The sequence below is a fragment of the Nonomuraea sp. MTCD27 genome, assembly GCF_041950495.1.
Taxonomy (GTDB): Bacteria; Actinomycetota; Actinomycetes; order Streptosporangiales; family Streptosporangiaceae; genus Nonomuraea.
The window spans coordinates 1-14,685 of record NZ_JBGNUW010000047.1; the positions used below are offsets into that span (position 1 = coordinate 1).

A 14,685-nucleotide genomic window follows, 5' to 3' on the forward strand; every position below is an offset into this window, starting at 1 on the left:
TCTGATCAACAAGCTGAAGGCCTGGCGAGGCATCGCCACCCGCTACGACAAGACCCCTGAGAGCTACATCGCCGGCCTCCACCTTCGTGGCGCGATGATTTGGATCAAAGACCTCACACGACCCACCTTTTGATCACAACCCAATACACGCCCTAGTAGCGGTGTGGTCCCACGTGCCCCTCGAACAGCAGACACGGCGCCGGCTCATCCCCGTAGGGGGAGCGCGGATCGGGGTTGGGGTCGGCGCGCTCGGCCGGGCACGGCGGCAGCGTGACGAGTTCGCGGGCACGGATGTTCCAGCGGATCCAGATGAACCGGTCGGGGTCGGGCAGCAGCTGGACGTGAGCTGCGTGGGCGCCCGCGTGGCCGGGCTGCAGCTCACACCCGTAGACGGCCTTGCGCTCGTGCCGGCCGCCGTCGGCCAGCGGTGCCCACTCGGCGTCGGTGAGCACGTTGTAGTGCGGGCAGTCCTGTTCACCCGTGTGCCGTTGCAGGCCGGTGGCCAGCGCGGCGGCCAGCCCCGCTGCGGTGAAAACCTGATGGACGGCCTCGTGGACCAGCTCGACGTCGTCGTTGCTCAGCTCCGCCGCACCGAGTTGGTCGGCCAGCAGCCGCACGTGGGTGGCGAAGTGCCGGCATGCGTCGACCAGCGCGTTCACCGGGGCCACTGCGTTGTGCGGCGGGTCGGCCGGCGCGTCTTCGTGCGTCACAACGGACACGCTACGCCGCCCTCCGGTCATGCGCACGGCGGTGGGCGATGCTCCCAGAGCGTGTCGAGGCAGCACAGCGCGGGGTCGCCGATGGCAGGCAACGGGTGAGGACTGTAACCAACCTTCCGGAGCCGGGTTTCCGGGTTGGTGGGGACAGGTGGCCAGCGCTCTGGTCGGGGCGCATTCGGGGCTGCTCCGCCTCTGACGCCCGCGCTACCGCTACCGTCATCTTCCGGTGGGTTGCGTGATGACCAGGGGCATCGTCAGGCAGTCGAGCTGGGGCTTGGCGCTGTGCCCATTCTCGTCCCCGCCGATGGCGGCGGTCGCAGCGCTTGGGCGGGCGGCCGCCCCGTCGATCAGCCCCCCGCCAGCCGCCGGGATGCCGCTGAAGGGTCTGTGGTGGTGAGCGCCCACTACCGTTGCGATGGCCCCGTGACGCACGCCAGCGCTCGCGCACCGGACAGCTGGTGGTGATGTCCAACTCGCCGTGCAGGTGGACACGGTGGACACGGTGGACACGGTGGACACGGCCGAGCGGGTGCTCGTCAGGAGAGGTCAGGCCGTCGGACGAACTTCCGGCGCTCACCGCATGGGTCCTTGGATACCACCCCGCCGCTACGCTCTGCCCACCGAAGCCGACCAGGCCGCCGCTGCCGCAGCACCGGAGGCGGATGTGGAGGGCACTTGCCTACGGCGTTCGATCCTGGGCAGGTGACCCTTACGGATTCTGGCGAAAGGAGCCGGCCGTGCCTGAGAACGTCGCACTGAACATTCGATTCCGCCTGGTGGGCGGTGAAGACATCTCCGTGATGAGCGGGGATTTCGACGGGGAGCCGGAGGCGGTGGCGGCGATCGCTCATGCTGTGGACGAGCGGCGCAGCCTGGTGTTGATGCGGGCGAGATATGACCGTGAGGCCGACGTGAACGGCGTGGTCATCAACCTCGCCAACGTGGTGTCGGTGCGTGTGTCCAAGACAGACAGCGCCGAGGCGGGCCAGTACCTGTAGCGGGCGAGCCGCCCCGACATGCCCTGACATCGGCCGCCCGGACGGCGTCCTCAGGCAGCTGCACAAAAAGGAGGCTGGTGTTGGGTCAAGGCCGGATAGCGGCAGAGAGAGAAGCCGGTACGGGGGAACTGAATCAATCGTGACGGGACGTGTGCCGGAGAGCCACAACCTTGCGGTGGACCGGTCGGAAGGCTTCGGCGAGCGGCTGTTGGGGCAGTTGCTGGACCGGGCCCACACCATGCCGCCACAGCTCATCGCTCCGCTGGTGGCGGAGGAGGTGCGCAGGATCGGTGGCCGAGATGTGTCGATCCTGCTGCAGGACTATGACCAGGAGATGTTGGTGCCGCTGCCGGGGCGAGGGCTCACTGGCGGCGATCCGTTGCCCATTGACGGGTCATGGGCTGGTGAGGCCTTTGTCAGCGAGACGAGGGTGGAACATCCGGTGGACGACGGCATCCGGATGTTCCTGCCACTGCTCGACGGCAGTGACGAGGTCGGCGTGATGGCACTGACCCTCAGCAGGGTCGACGACAACGACCGCCGGTTGCTGCGACGGCTGGCCGGTCTGGTCGCCGATATGCTCGTCACCAAGAACAGCTATACAGACCAGTTCTTCCTGGCACGGCGTCGCAAGCCGATGAGCGTGTCGGCGGAGATTCAGTGGTCGCTGTTGCCCCCGTTGTCGATGGCCATCCCACAGGTCGCGGTTGCCGGAATCATGGAGCCCGCCTACGACGTCGCCGGGGACAGCTTGGACTACGCCCTCAACGAGGAAATCCTGCACATCGCCGTCATCGACGCGATGGGCCATGGCCTGAACGCTGCCGTACTGGCGACCGTGGCCATTGGCGCCTACCGGCACGCCCGGCGCGCCAACGTGGGGCTTGCCGAATTGTATGAATTCATGGACACCGCCATCAACGAACAGTTCGGCCCCGACCAGTTCGTCACGGCACAGATGGTGCGTCTGGACATCGGGTCGGGTCACTTGGAATGGGTCAACGCAGGGCACCCGGCGCCGTTGCTGATCCGCGGCAACCGGGTCATCGAGGCGTTGGAGGGCGCCGGCACCCTCCCGGTCGGCTTCGGCGGTGCCGCCCCGCAGATCAACACACGGCAGCTCGTGCGCCATGATCGAGTGCTGTTCTACACCGATGGTCTCGTCGAAGAGCACGAGACCGGCGGCGAGCAGTTCGGCGAAGAACGTCTGATCAACTCCATCGAGCACGTCGGGCCTATGACGAGAAGCGTGCAGGAGATGGTACGAAGCCTCTCTCACACACTGATGCGCCAGAGGAAGGGGACGACAAGTGATGACGCCAGCCTCTTCCTGGTCGAATGGTACGGCGGAACCGCCGACCATCTCGCGGAAGTCGACCTGTGACCGTTCCGAACGCGTTCCCGACCCGGTAGTGCCGGGCGGTCGGGAGGAGGCGATTCCCCCGGTTCCCGCAGATCCGTACGTGAAGTGGGCCTCTATCCAGCTGAGCTGCGTCGTCGAAAGGTTCGCATGGTCGCCGAGGTGCGGCCGGATTACCGACCGAGCTGAAGCGGCTGCGCCGGGAGAACGCCGAGCTCCGGCGTGCCAACGAGATCCTGAAGGCCGCGTCGGCTTCGTGCGCCCTGGACGCTGACGGTGGGTCGGTGTAAGTGCCGATCCGCTGGTTGGCGGTGCTGTGCCAGAGATGGAGGTGGGCCTCCGTGCCGCCGGAGGCTGCAAACCATCGCAAGCTGCGTCGGTCAAGAGCCGGGGCGATGAGCGTTGCGAAAAAGGATCCTGGCCAGCCGCGGATCGGCGGTCTTGCCCGCCATCGGCTCCAGGTGGAGCCACTTGGTGACCGGGTCGCCGAGGTTGAGCAGGCCCTCCTGGGCCAGTGGCAGGATCGCCGTCGCGGTGATGTGCTTGCCAGGCTCGCCAGGCGGAACTCGGAGGTCGCGTGACGGCGGGGCGCCCAGAACTATTGGTCTGGATCGGGCCGAGGGGGGATGTCGCACCGGCAGTCAGGTCTCGTGGTCCCCTTCTGCTGTCACGAGGGCGAAGGTCGCTATCGCGCAGGCGAACAGGCAGATGACGCCGAGGCCGAGGAGCCAGCCGGGATCGGCGAGGACGGTCAGGCCGGCGCCGATGAGCAGTGTGGCGCCGGCGAGGCCTTCGAGCAGGCGGCGTTGTTCTCGGCGGGCGATGGACGGTGGGGATGGGATGCCGACGTCGGTGGCGGCGCTGGGGTCCAGGTTTCCTCGGAGGAAGAGCCGAAACAGCAGAATGAGTGAGGGCAGCAGCACGATCGCTCCGCCCGCGACGGTGACGATGACAGCGAGCAGCGTCGATCGGCCGGCGGCGGCCTGCTCGATGGTGAGCCCGGGCAGAAAGTGCGGCCGCTGGGCCAGGGCCCAGCCGGCGACGATCGCCGCGACGGCGACCGCCGCGGAGGCGCGGGCCGGGCCGAAGCGGGAGCGCCAGACGAGCAGCAGGGTCGCAACGCCGGCCGTGCCGGAGATGCCGACCATCACCGCGCCGCCGTCGCTGGTCAAGCCGGCGAACAGGGGCGGGGCGTCGTAGCGGACGACGATGAGGCCGACCAGCGCGAGCGCTCCCGCGCATCCGCCCGACGCGAGGGCGCGGGCGCGAAAGTCGCGCTCCAGGCTCCTGGAACCGAATCGGCGCGCGTCGGCGGCAAGGTAGACGGCGGCAAGATATCCACCGGCGGCGACCGCGAGCCCGCCGATGAGCACCGAGGTGGGGTTCAGCCAGCTGGTGACGAGGTCACCGGCGGCGTTGCCCACCGGGACGCGCCCGGAGGCGATCCCGCCCGCGACCGTGCCCAGCGCGAACGGCGTGAAAACGGAGGACAGGGCGAACAGGTACTCGATCGGCCGCTCCCCGCGAGCACCGTCGAGCTGGCCGCGCAGCGCGTAGGAGGCGCCTCGGAGGATGATCCCGACCGCGGCGACGAACAGCGGCACCGCCAGGGTGGACGTGATCGAACCGAAGGCCACGGGGTATGCCGTCCAGCAGACGACCAGTACGAAGATCAGCCACACGTGATTGGCTTCCCATACCGGTCCCATCGCGTGGCGCGCATGGTGCCGGATGGCCTCATGGCCGGCTTCTCCGCGGCCGGCCAGCAGCGTCCACAGCCCCGCACCGAAGTCCGCGCCGGCCAGCACGGTGTAGGCGGCCAGACCGGCGAGGATGAACACCATCGGGATCTCAGTCATTGCGGTCCACCTCGATCGGCACGCGGCTGAAGCGGTGCAGCAGCCACGCGACGCCGCCGGCGAGTCCCAGGTAGACCACGATCAGGGTGCCGTAGCCGAGGGGTATCCCGGATGCGCCGGTGACCGCCTGGCCGGTTCGCATGATCCCGTACACGATCCAGGGCTGGCGCCCCACCTCGGTGGTGATCCAGCCGCAGATGAGCGCGACGACCGAGAGGGGTCCGGCCAGGACGACCGCGCGGAAGAACCAGCGCGATCGGGGCAGCCGTTTGTGCCGCAACCGGACATAGAGGTAGATGAGGCTGAGCAGCGCGAGCAGCATCCCGATGCCGATCATGCTCTGGAAGGCCAGGCGTACGACGTTGACCGGCGGCTGATCCTCCACCGGCACCGTGTTGAGGCCCAGAACCGTCGCGTTCGGATCGTGGAAGGCCAGCAGCGACAGCAGGTGCGGGATCTCGATGCCGTAAACCACCTCGTGGCCGTCGTACCAGCCCAGGAGATGCTCGGGCGCGCCACGGGTGGTCCGAGCCAGCCCTTCCATCGCGGCCAGTTTCACCGGCTGGTGTTGGGCGACTTCGCGCGCGGCCCAGTCACCGATGAGCACCTGCAGCGGCGCGGCGACCGCCGCGGCCGACAACGCGACCGTCAGGGCCGTGCGGCGGTAACGGTCCCGGCGGCCGCGCAGGAAGCCCCACGCATACGGCGCGGCGACCAGGAAGCCCGCGACGATGTAACCGGCGACATACATGTGCACGAATTCATGCCAGAAATAGCCGTTCCCGAACAACGCCGACCACGGCTGCGCCTCGGCGACGCGGCCATCCTGCATTCTGAACCCACCGGGATGGTTCATCCAGCCATTGACGGAGATCACGAACAGTGAGCCCATGACGCCCGCGATCGCCACGGGAATGCCCGCCAGGAAGTGCAGCCGTGGCCGCAACCGGTCCCACCCGTAAACGTAGATCGCAATGAAGATCGCCTCGATGAAGAACGAGAAGCCCTCCAACGTGAACCCCAGCCCGAATACGCTGCCGAAACCGGCCATGAAGCCCGGCCACAACAGCCCCAGTTCGAAGCTGAGAATCGTCCCGGTCACCACGCCGATGGCGAACAGCGCCAGCATCACCTTCGACCAGCGCCTGGCGAGCGTACGAAAGAGCGTGTCGCCGGTCCGCAAGTAACGCCACTCACAGAACAGGACCATCGCCGGGAAGGCGATCCCGAAGCACACCAGCGGGATGTGCACGGCCAGCGACAGCGCCTGCATCTGCCGCGCCTGAAACAGGTAATCCTGATCGATCGACGCGAACGCGCCGCCAAGGGCCGAGATCGCCACGCTCACGTTGTCTCTCACCTCGCTACCTCACCGAACCGGTGGCCCGCACGACACCCACTCAGTACGGCGGATGACGCGGGCGACCGGCGGCCACGTCATCCACCGGACTGAGCGGAATCGAGGAATAACCATTGGCCGTATTCGCCACGCCCCGGACGGCCGGGCCCGGGTCACTTGGCCGGCCCGAAGACCTCCGACATGGTGGAGGTATCTGAGATCGACACTATAAGGAGGCCTTCGTGCCCGACCGTAAGGCTCGCCGGACCGCCCACGGTAGACGTCCGCTTCTCGGCCACCTCACGGCCAGTGCGATCGTCGTGCCGCGCACAGGTGGAGTGGAGCAGGGCGGTTTACGGCGCATCGCCTGAGCTGCCGATGACGTAGCTGCCCAGGTCACAGCTTGTTCGCCGGGTACCGGCACATCAGCGGGTCGTGAGCGTGCGGCAACCTCGTCGATGCCCGCTGGCGGGCTCGGTGCACCCGCCGGCCTGCCCCACCACCGCCCGGATGGCGATGAGACCGCGGCGGATCCGATGAGACTCGCCACATGCGCCATGAAACTTTCATGGCGAATCCGGCAGCACGGCTGCACAGCATGATGGTGACGCTCTCGCCCCATTCCGTCCCCCCTGACCTCGGCGGACGCGCCGTCTGGCGGTGGGGCTGCCGTGCAGCGGGGGGTTTCGATTGCATGCCCGGCCTTTCCCTGCTCGGTGGTGCGTGCTTAGATTCGCTCGTCCTCGGAAAGCGCTTACCAGCCTATGGAGACCAAGGATGCGCCTGAAAGCCGTCACCACCTGCGCCGGCCTGCTGGCCGGCGTGCTCGTTGGACTGTCACCATCGGCCGCGCACGCCGCACCCACGCGGTACGAGGCCGAAACTTCTCCGGCGGTCTGCACCGGCACGATCGACTCCAACCACGCCGGGTTCTCCGGCAGCGGGTTCTGCAACGGCACCAACGCCGCAGGCGCCCACGCCCAGTTCACGGTGAACGCCTCGGCCGCGGGTACGGCGACGCTGGCAGTGCGGTTCGCCAGCGGCACCAGCAGCAGCCGTCCCGCCGGCCTGACCGTCAACGGTACGACCGTGCAGTCAGTGTCGTTCGAAGGCACAGGTGCATGGAACACCTGGGTCACCAAGACCATGACCGTGTCGGTGAACTCGGGCAGCAACACCATCCGGTTCAACCCCACCAGCAGCGCCGGCCTGCCGAATATCGACTACATCGACGTGGAGGCGGGCGGCACGACGCAGCCGCCGGGCGACACGCTGTACGTGGCTCCCGGCGGCAGGGACAGCGCGGCTGGGACGCAGGCGGACCCGACCACGCTCACCTCGGCGATCACCCGTATCGCCGCCGGCGGGACGATCTACATGCGCGGCGGGCGGTACGACTTCGCGCAGACGGTCACCATCGCGGCGGGCAACAACGGCACCTCCGGCGCCCGTAAGAAGCTGTCGGCCTACCCGGGTGAGACGCCGGTGCTGAACTTCTCGGCCCAGAGCGAGGATCCGGCGAACCGCGGGCTGGCCGTGGGCGGGTCGTTCTGGCACATCTACGGCATCGTCGTCGAGCGTGCCGGCGACAACGGGATCCTCCTCGCCGGTAACAACAACATCATCGAACGCACCGTAACGCGCTTCAACCGCGACACGGGCCTGCAGCTCTCGCGGCTGGAAGCCGGGGCGCCACGGGAGCAGTGGCCGTCCAACAACCTCGTCCTGAGCGCGGTGTCGCACGACAACGCCGACTCCGACGGCGAGGACGCCGACGGCTTCGCCCCCAAACTCACCGTGGGTCCCGGTAACGTCTTCCGCTACACCGTCTCGCACAACAACATCGACGACGGCTACGACCTGTTCACCAAGAGCGACACCGGCCCCATCGGCGCGGTGACCATCGAGGACTCCCTCGCCTACGACAACGGCACCCTCAGCAACGGCGGCCAGGCCGGCAACGGCGACCGCAACGGCTACAAGCTCGGCGGCGAGGACATCGGCGTCAACCACGTCATCCAGCGCAGCATCGCCTACGGCAACGGCAAACACGGCTTCACCTACAACCGCAACCTCGGCACGATGACGGTGTCGAACAACGTCAGCATCGGCAACGAGGAACGCAACTTCAACTTCGACGGCGGCTCCTCGGTGTTCCGCAACAACACCTCCTGCGACAGCGGGTCGAACGACAGGATCATCGGCAACGCCGACAGCTCCAACCAGTTCTGGTCCGGCTCGAACGGCTCCCGCTGCTCCTCCTACACCGGCGCCCTGGCCTGGTCCTTCGCCGCGGACGGCCGACTGATCGTGACCTTCGGCGGCACACCGGTCACGCCGTAACAGCCACCGCCGCCCGACCACCGCAGCACGCCAACAGTCGGAGCCTTCCACCAGCGCGACGGCCGCCACCACCACGGCGGCCGTCGCGCCAACCCGGCGCCCGAAGCTCTGACCCCGCTGACGAGGCAGAGGAGAGGTGGCGGTGTGGAGGCCAAGGAACGCCAACGCCTGAGGATCGCACGCGCTGTGCTTCGCCTGGTCAGGGCCCGACACTACCGCGCAGCTCTCCCTGCCTCAGGCTGACGGCATCTCCGACATCGCACTGCAGCGGTTGCGCCGGCCTGTGCACTCTCCCTGCTGCCCTGGGCCACGCCGACACCGGTTGTGCCAACGATCGGTTGTCGCGACTCGCGGGATAGGACACGTGTTCCCGCCGGTGGTCATCCACTGGTGATGAACAGGAGCAGGCCGGGGCGTTTCGCCCAGCCCTGCCCCCATGGGACCGACGGGTCAATCATCCGGCGGCGCGCGCCACCGGCTGTCTGAGCATCGTCTTGGGCTCAGGATCGGTGAAATCGGTCAGGTAGATCTCGTGGTGCAGCCCGTTGCGCACCAGACCGTGCTCGGCCATGAAGGCCTCCATCACGTCGAGCGACACCTTCTCCTCGCTGTAGGGCCCCTCGTGGAGCAACTCCACGCACTCGCCCTCGGTGAAGATGACCACCTGGACGCGGTCGACGGACGCGCCGGACGCGCGCGCCTGCTCACGCGCCGCCTCGACCACCCCCGGCGCGGGTACGTCAGGCAGCGGTAGCAGCAGGTGCCACCGCCACTGATCGCGCGGCACCTCCAGCGGCGGCCGAGAGGTGTCCTCCACCCACCAACGGCCCTCCAGCGGGCCGGCCGGGCCGCCCATGACGGACGCCACGGCGTACAAGGCGCCGATGGCCGAGACGTGCTCGGTGCCGCCGGGCTCGCCCATGCCGGTGACGTTGAGGCAGGTGACGGGGTCGCAGTGGACCAATTGCGGTGTCATAGCTCCTCCAAAGGAATCATCAAATGGGTGATCAGCCGATCGGGCGGGGTGGTTGCCGGGTCGGACACGTACACCTCGCGGATCGGACCGTGGACGGGATGGCGACGCTCAGCGCACCAGGACAGCAGCGCATGCGCGGTCAGCCCGATCTGGCCGTACGGGCCGACGTGCGTGGCGCTGGCGAACCGGCCGCCTGGCAGCACGTCGAGTTCGGCCCCCGCTACCGGCTCCTCGCTGACCAGAGCGACGGTGACGGTGACGGGCTCGCCGAGGTCGAGCGGGAACAGGCCGATGAGCTCGGCAGCGGCGGCCGACGATGCAGCCCGCAGCCTGGCGATGGCAGCCGAGGTGGCCCGGCCGACGTCTGACGGGTCCGCCGCCGTCGCTGTGGCCACCGCCACGTGCCGCACTGGTTCCGTGACCACCGTAACGGGCGTGGACGGCAGGCCCTCCGTCATGACGCGCTCGAGTGCGGCCAGCGTCGATCGGCGCCTGGCCAGCTCGGCTTCCAGCCACTCGTGCACTTGCTCCAGCACACCGGGCCTGTCGGAAAGCACCTGCGCGATGACGGCGAGCGGGACGTCGAGCGAGCGCAGCAGCCCGATCGACAGCGCCTCGCGCGCCTGCTCGTGCCGGTAGTAGCGATATCCGGTGTGCTCGTCCACGTACGCGGGCGCCAGCAGGCCGAGCTCGGCGTAGTGCCGCAGCTGTTTGATGCTCAGCCGACCGAGCCGGGCGAACTGCCCGATCGGCATCAGCTCCTCGTCCATGCCCTCATCATGGGGTCTCCCCATGTGGGAGAGTCCAGCTGGAGATCTTCCACACCCTGCGGACGACGGGGGAGGGGCCGAATGCGGGCACCACCTGATCACCGGCATCACCGGCGTCTCGCTCGCCGTCTTCCTGGCCGGCGCCGGCCGCACCGATTGCCTGACCTGAGAGGGGCGGGCGGGGCGTTCGGATTCGCGACCGGATGCCGGAAACGCCCCAGGCTCATGTGGGTGAACCTTGCCCGCGCAGCTCGCGCTGGGTGAGGCGTGTCTCTTCCGTTTACGCGATCGGCTTCGTCGTCTCCCCGCGGGCCTCGCTCGGGGTGAGGCCGAACCTGGCGCGGAAGAGGCGGGCGAAGTGGGCCTGGCTGGAGAACCCCCACCGGTGCGCGACGTCGGCGATCGTGGTCTGCCGCGCCCCGGGCCCGGTGAGCTCCTGATGCGCCCGGACCAGGCGCCGCTCCATGATGTACCGCGCCGGCGACCTGCCGGCCGACTCGAAGATCCGCGCCAGATGCCGTACGGAGATGCCCATGACCCCGGCCACCTGAGAGGCTCCGAGACAGGGGTCGTGCAGGTGGCGCTCGATGTAGTCCTCGGCCACGATGAGCTGCGACCGGTAGGCGTCGGGCCCCGTCCGCCCGCCCGTACGCTCCTCGGCGAGCTGCCCGAGCAGGTCGAGCACGGCACGCTCGGCGTCACCGGGATCGTGCCTGTCACGCAAGGCGGCCAGCCCGCCGAGCAGGGAGCTCAGCGCCGCCACGAGCGCGCCCTCCCGCGCCGTGCCTCGCCCGAACAGCATCGGCCCGGGCAACCCGCCTCCCACGCACGCCTGCGCGAACAGGTCACGTGGCACGTCCACCAGGATCTGCCGCATGGAGGAGGAGAACCCGAACAGATACGGCCTGCGCGTGTCGTAGACGACCAGCTCGCCGGCTGTGGCCGCGAGGCAGCCGTTCTCGTGCAGGAACACCGCCTCGCCCTTGACCAGCAGGGTCGCGAACACCGAGTCCTTGGGCGTCGACCTGACCGTCTGCGGGCTGCGCTCGATGGCGTGGGCGTTGCCGGCGATCTCGGCCAGGCGCAGCCCGCCCAGCTCGATGTTGGTCTGACTCGCCAGCAGACCATGCTCGGAGTAGGAGGTGCAGGACAGGCCCACCAGCGCCCTGCGGTTGTAGTCCTCCCAGTAATGGATGCGCTCGGCAGGTTCGACGTGCTCGGTGGTGGCTCGGGAGATCACGGAGAGGGCGGACATGCGACCTCCTGATGTGCGTGCATGTCAGGGGAACTCAGCTTAGGTGACAGGTCACACCGCCAGGTAGCCTCCGTCCACGGGGACGACCGCGCCGGTGACGTACGAGGCCGCCGCCGAGCACAGGAACGCCACCACCGAGGCGACCTCGTGAGGCTGCCCGAGGCGCCCGGCCGGGATGCGGGCCAGGACCTGGGCCGTGGCCCGGGGGTCGTCGAGCACGCCCCGGGCCAGCGGAGTGAGCACGAAGCCGGGCGCGACGGCGTTGACCCTGATGCCGTCGGCGGCGTACTCGGCCGCCAGCGACTTGGTGAGCTGGGAGACGCCGCCCTTGCTGGCGCTGTAGGCGGGCCGGTCCCGGCTGCCGGAGAAGGCGAACATGGACGAGACGTTCACGATGGCGCCGCCGTTCTCGGCCAGGGACGGGCGGGCGGCCTGGCAGGCGACCATGACGGCGGTGAGGTTGATCTCGATGACCCGCTGCCAGCGGGCCAGGTCGTACTCCTCGCGGTCGTGGCTGACGCCCGCACAGTTCACCAGGACATCCAGCGGCTCGCCCGCGGACAGCAGGCCGGTCAGCCCGGCGCGGTCCAGCACGTCGTGTTCCACCACGCGGACGCGCGGGTGGCCGGGCAGGTCGGCGGGGTCGGCGGGCGGCAGGCCGAGCGCGGTCACGTCGGCGCCCAACTCGGCGAGGAGCACGGCCGTGGCCGCGCCGATCCCCGAGGTGCCCCCGGTCACGAACGCCCGCCGCCCCGCGAACTCCCCGCTCACCGGCGCTGCTCCCCAGGTCGTACCAGCACTTTGACCTGCTCCCGTCCGCGCAACAGCGCCTCGAATCCGTCACGTACGACGTGCTCCAGCGGGATGGTGGAGGTGACGATCCCGGCCAGGTCCACGCCCTCCTCCGCCACCATGCGGATCAGCTCCGGATAGACGTCGCGGTATCCCACGCTGGTCATGATCGTCTGTTCGTTGTTCACCAGGGCGAAGGCGTCCACGCTGACCGTGCCGGTGAGACCGAGGAACATCACCCGCCCGCCCCGCCTGGTGGCGGCCAGGCAGGCACGCAGGGTGTCGTCCGAGCCGACCACCTCGAACGCGACGTCCGCCCCCTCGCCGCCGGCCAGATCGGCGAGGTCCGCGCCGGTCTCGGTGGCTCCCAGGCGCCGGGCCATCTCGCGGCGAGCCGCAGAGCGGTCGGCGGCGACGATGCGCCCGGCGCCGTACCGTGCGGCGAACTGGGTCACGAGCAGCCCGATCGGGCCCAGGCCGAGGACGGCGACGCTCTCGCCGGGGCGGATCCCGGCCCGCCGCACCGCGTGCAGGGCGACGGCGGCCGGCTCGAACACCGCCGCCTGCTCCAGGGAGACCGGCTCGGGCAGCCGGTGCAGCATGTACGCGGGCACGGTGGCGTGCTCGGCCAGCCCGCCGTGTCCCATGAGCCCGGCGAACCCGAAGTGCCGGCAGATGTTGTACTCCCCGGCCAGGCACCGCGAGCAGCGACCGCACCGGTAGTGCGGCTCCACCGCCACCCGGTCCCCTGGGATGAGACCGGTGACACCGCTGCCGATTTCGGTCACGGTGCCGCAGAACTCGTGCCCCAGGATGATCGGCGCGGCCACGCCGGATTCCGGGTGCGCCTCGCCCACGGGGACGGCGTGCGGCCCGTCGGCGTATTCATGCAGGTCGCTGCCGCAGATTCCGCAGTAGGCCACCTCGATCGTCGCCTCGCCCGGCCCAGGAGGCGTCACGGGCACGTCCTCGACGCGGACGTCCTTGGCCCCGTACCAGATCGCCGCTCTCATGCGGCCGCCCGGCGGCGCAGCACGGCGGGAGCCGTCTCCTTCAGCGCGAAGCACAGAGCCACCACCACCAGCGCGCCACCCGCGGCGATGAACATCGCGGACTGCAGCCCCCACTGGTCGGCCGCCCAGCCCGCGACCATCGGCCCGAGAAAGCCGCCGGCCAGCTCGCCCACACCCATGATCACGCCGAGCGCCGTGGCCAGCGCTCCGCGCGGCACCGTCTCGGCCGGGATCGTGGCCATGAACAGCGTGAAGCAGCCGAGCCCGGTGTAGGTGACCACCATGATCGCGCCGAGCAGCACGGGACTCTCGACGTAGACCACGGCGAGCGGGCAGCACACCGCCAGCGCCGTGAACCCGATCAGAGCCGCTTTGCGTCCGATCCGGTCGGAGATGGCCGGAGTCACGAATCCCCACAACACCCACGCCACTCCCAAACAGGTCATGACGCCGCTCATCGTGCCGGGACTGAAGCCCTTGACCTCGGTGAGGTAGGTCGGAGTGAAGGTGATGATGGTGACGAACCAGGTGAGGTAGCAGCAGGCGATGAGCATGCAGACGACGATGTTGCGCAGCTTGAGCACCTCGCCCAGCGGCACCCTGACCGCCGCCGCGTGGGGCGCGTCGGCCTGCGTTCGCGGAGACCGCTCGCGCACGAACTTCCAGATGAGCGCGGCCATGACCAGCCCAGGGATGATCGTGACGTAGAACGCGACGCGCCAGTCGTAGGTCTCCGCGATCCACACCACGACCAGCGGCGCCAGGATGCCGCCGAGCAGTCCCGCCGACGAGCCCTGCAGCAGGCCCATGTTGAGGCCCCGGCGGCTCTCCCTGGACGCCTCCACCATCAGCGACTGCGCCATCGGCAGCACCGCGCCCTCGGCCGTGCCCATCAGCGCCCGCGCCACGAGCAGCCCGGCGAATCCGCCCATGAGCCCGGACGAGGCGGAGAACAGCGAGAACAGCACCACGGCCACGATCAGAATCGGCTTGCGCCGGCCGAGCGCGTCGGACAGGCGGCCGGCGAACATGCCGGCCAGTGCCCAGGTGAGCGCGAGCACGCCGGACAGGGTGCCGAGTTCGGCGTTGGACAGGCCGAAGTCCTTGTCCATGTACGGCGCCAGGAACGACAGCGCCTGGCGGTCGAAGAAGACGAAACCGAAGGACAGGAAGAGGATGACGAGCAGGCGGATCTCGTACCGGTCGGCCGCGCGGGCGTCCGGCGCCGCGGTGGTGTCAGTCATGACGTTCTCACTTCGAG

Annotated in this window: 13 protein-coding genes; 4 read left to right on the forward strand and 9 right to left on the reverse strand. The window is 69.1% G+C overall.

Features of this window, described 5'->3' with window-relative positions; genetic code table 11:
* Positions 1–152: 152 nt before the first annotated feature.
* Positions 153–710, reverse strand: coding sequence for a hypothetical protein (locus ACBJ59_RS60910; RefSeq protein WP_375119056.1), 558 nt, complete (start codon positions 708–710; stop codon positions 153–155).
* A gap of 746 nt (positions 711–1,456) precedes the next feature.
* On the opposite strand from ACBJ59_RS60910, the gene ACBJ59_RS60915 reads away from it, so the two are divergent.
* On the forward strand, positions 1,457–1,717 hold the full coding sequence (locus ACBJ59_RS60915) for a hypothetical protein (RefSeq protein WP_375119057.1): 261 nt from the start codon (positions 1,457–1,459) through the stop codon (positions 1,715–1,717).
* Between the two features lie 139 nt (positions 1,718–1,856).
* On the forward strand, positions 1,857–3,101 hold the full coding sequence (locus tag ACBJ59_RS60920; RefSeq protein ID WP_375119058.1) for a PP2C family protein-serine/threonine phosphatase: 1,245 nt from the start codon (positions 1,857–1,859) through the stop codon (positions 3,099–3,101).
* A gap of 617 nt (positions 3,102–3,718) precedes the next feature.
* On the opposite strand, the gene ACBJ59_RS60925 is transcribed toward ACBJ59_RS60920, so the two are convergent.
* Together ACBJ59_RS60925 and ACBJ59_RS60930 are read right to left on the reverse strand one after the other, a co-directional pair.
* Positions 3,719–4,936, reverse strand: a complete 1,218-nt coding sequence (locus ACBJ59_RS60925; protein WP_375119059.1) for a cytochrome d ubiquinol oxidase subunit II — start codon at positions 4,934–4,936, stop codon at positions 3,719–3,721.
* Entirely contained in the window at positions 4,929–6,284 is a 1,356-nt protein-coding gene (locus ACBJ59_RS60930) for a cytochrome ubiquinol oxidase subunit I (protein WP_375119060.1), read from the reverse strand. The genes ACBJ59_RS60925 and ACBJ59_RS60930 overlap by 8 nt, the downstream gene beginning before the upstream one ends.
* A 768-nt stretch (positions 6,285–7,052) precedes the next feature.
* Between ACBJ59_RS60930 and ACBJ59_RS60935 the strand changes: the two genes are divergently transcribed.
* Positions 7,053–8,618, forward strand: a complete 1,566-nt coding sequence (locus ACBJ59_RS60935) for a carbohydrate-binding protein (protein ID WP_375119061.1) — start codon at positions 7,053–7,055, stop codon at positions 8,616–8,618.
* A 454-nt stretch (positions 8,619–9,072) separates the two neighbouring features.
* Here the strand turns inward: ACBJ59_RS60935 and ACBJ59_RS60940 are convergent, their stop codons facing one another.
* Both ACBJ59_RS60940 and ACBJ59_RS60945 read right to left on the reverse strand, forming a co-directional pair.
* Positions 9,073–9,594, reverse strand: a complete 522-nt coding sequence (locus ACBJ59_RS60940; RefSeq protein ID WP_375119062.1) for a GyrI-like domain-containing protein — start codon at positions 9,592–9,594, stop codon at positions 9,073–9,075.
* Positions 9,591–10,364 (reverse strand): MerR family transcriptional regulator, encoded by a 774-nt coding sequence (locus tag ACBJ59_RS60945; protein ID WP_375119063.1) that lies wholly within the window; start codon positions 10,362–10,364, stop codon positions 9,591–9,593. Before ACBJ59_RS60945 ends, ACBJ59_RS60940 begins: the two co-directional genes overlap by 4 nt.
* A gap of 22 nt (positions 10,365–10,386) precedes the next feature.
* Between ACBJ59_RS60945 and ACBJ59_RS60950 the strand changes: the two genes are divergently transcribed.
* A complete protein-coding gene (locus ACBJ59_RS60950) occupies positions 10,387–10,533 on the forward strand; it encodes a hypothetical protein (RefSeq protein ID WP_375119064.1) in 147 nt (48 codons plus the stop codon).
* A 111-nt stretch (positions 10,534–10,644) separates the two neighbouring features.
* Here the strand turns inward: ACBJ59_RS60950 and ACBJ59_RS60955 are convergent, their stop codons facing one another.
* Genes ACBJ59_RS60955 through ACBJ59_RS60970 form a run of 4 tightly spaced genes read right to left on the reverse strand, consistent with a single transcriptional unit; the run spans position 10,645 to position 14,668 of the window.
* Positions 10,645–11,619 carry a helix-turn-helix domain-containing protein gene (locus tag ACBJ59_RS60955; RefSeq protein ID WP_375119065.1) on the reverse strand — a complete coding sequence of 325 codons (975 nt, stop codon included), beginning with the start codon at positions 11,617–11,619 and terminating at the stop codon, positions 10,645–10,647.
* A 51-nt stretch (positions 11,620–11,670) separates the two neighbouring features.
* Positions 11,671–12,390 (reverse strand): SDR family NAD(P)-dependent oxidoreductase, encoded by a 720-nt coding sequence (locus tag ACBJ59_RS60960; protein WP_375119066.1) that lies wholly within the window; start codon positions 12,388–12,390, stop codon positions 11,671–11,673.
* Positions 12,387–13,424, reverse strand: coding sequence for a 2,3-butanediol dehydrogenase (locus tag ACBJ59_RS60965; protein WP_375119067.1), 1,038 nt, complete (start codon positions 13,422–13,424; stop codon positions 12,387–12,389). Before ACBJ59_RS60965 ends, ACBJ59_RS60960 begins: the two co-directional genes overlap by 4 nt.
* Positions 13,421–14,668: an MFS transporter gene (locus tag ACBJ59_RS60970; RefSeq protein ID WP_375119068.1), complete on the reverse strand. Its 1,248-nt coding sequence runs from the start codon at positions 14,666–14,668 to the stop codon at positions 13,421–13,423. The genes ACBJ59_RS60965 and ACBJ59_RS60970 overlap by 4 nt, the downstream gene beginning before the upstream one ends.
* Positions 14,669–14,685 lie beyond the last annotated feature (17 nt).

Bases quoted from the DNA above. Each gene is read 5' to 3' on its own strand.
- ACBJ59_RS60925 (WP_375119059.1), bottom strand. From the start codon at position 4,936: ATGACTGAGATCCCGATGGTGTTCATCCTCGCCGGTCTGGCCGCCTAC.
- ACBJ59_RS60935 (WP_375119061.1), top strand. From the start codon at position 7,053: ATGCGCCTGAAAGCCGTCACCACCTGCGCCGGCCTGCTGGCCGGCGTG.
- ACBJ59_RS60940 (WP_375119062.1), bottom strand. From the start codon at position 9,594: ATGACACCGCAATTGGTCCACTGCGACCCCGTCACCTGCCTCAACGTC.
- ACBJ59_RS60945 (WP_375119063.1), bottom strand. From the start codon at position 10,364: ATGGACGAGGAGCTGATGCCGATCGGGCAGTTCGCCCGGCTCGGTCGG.
- ACBJ59_RS60950 (WP_375119064.1), top strand. From the start codon at position 10,387: ATGTGGGAGAGTCCAGCTGGAGATCTTCCACACCCTGCGGACGACGGG.
- ACBJ59_RS60955 (WP_375119065.1), bottom strand. From the start codon at position 11,619: ATGTCCGCCCTCTCCGTGATCTCCCGAGCCACCACCGAGCACGTCGAA.
- ACBJ59_RS60965 (WP_375119067.1), bottom strand. From the start codon at position 13,424: ATGAGAGCGGCGATCTGGTACGGGGCCAAGGACGTCCGCGTCGAGGAC.
- ACBJ59_RS60970 (WP_375119068.1), bottom strand. From the start codon at position 14,668: ATGACTGACACCACCGCGGCGCCGGACGCCCGCGCGGCCGACCGGTAC.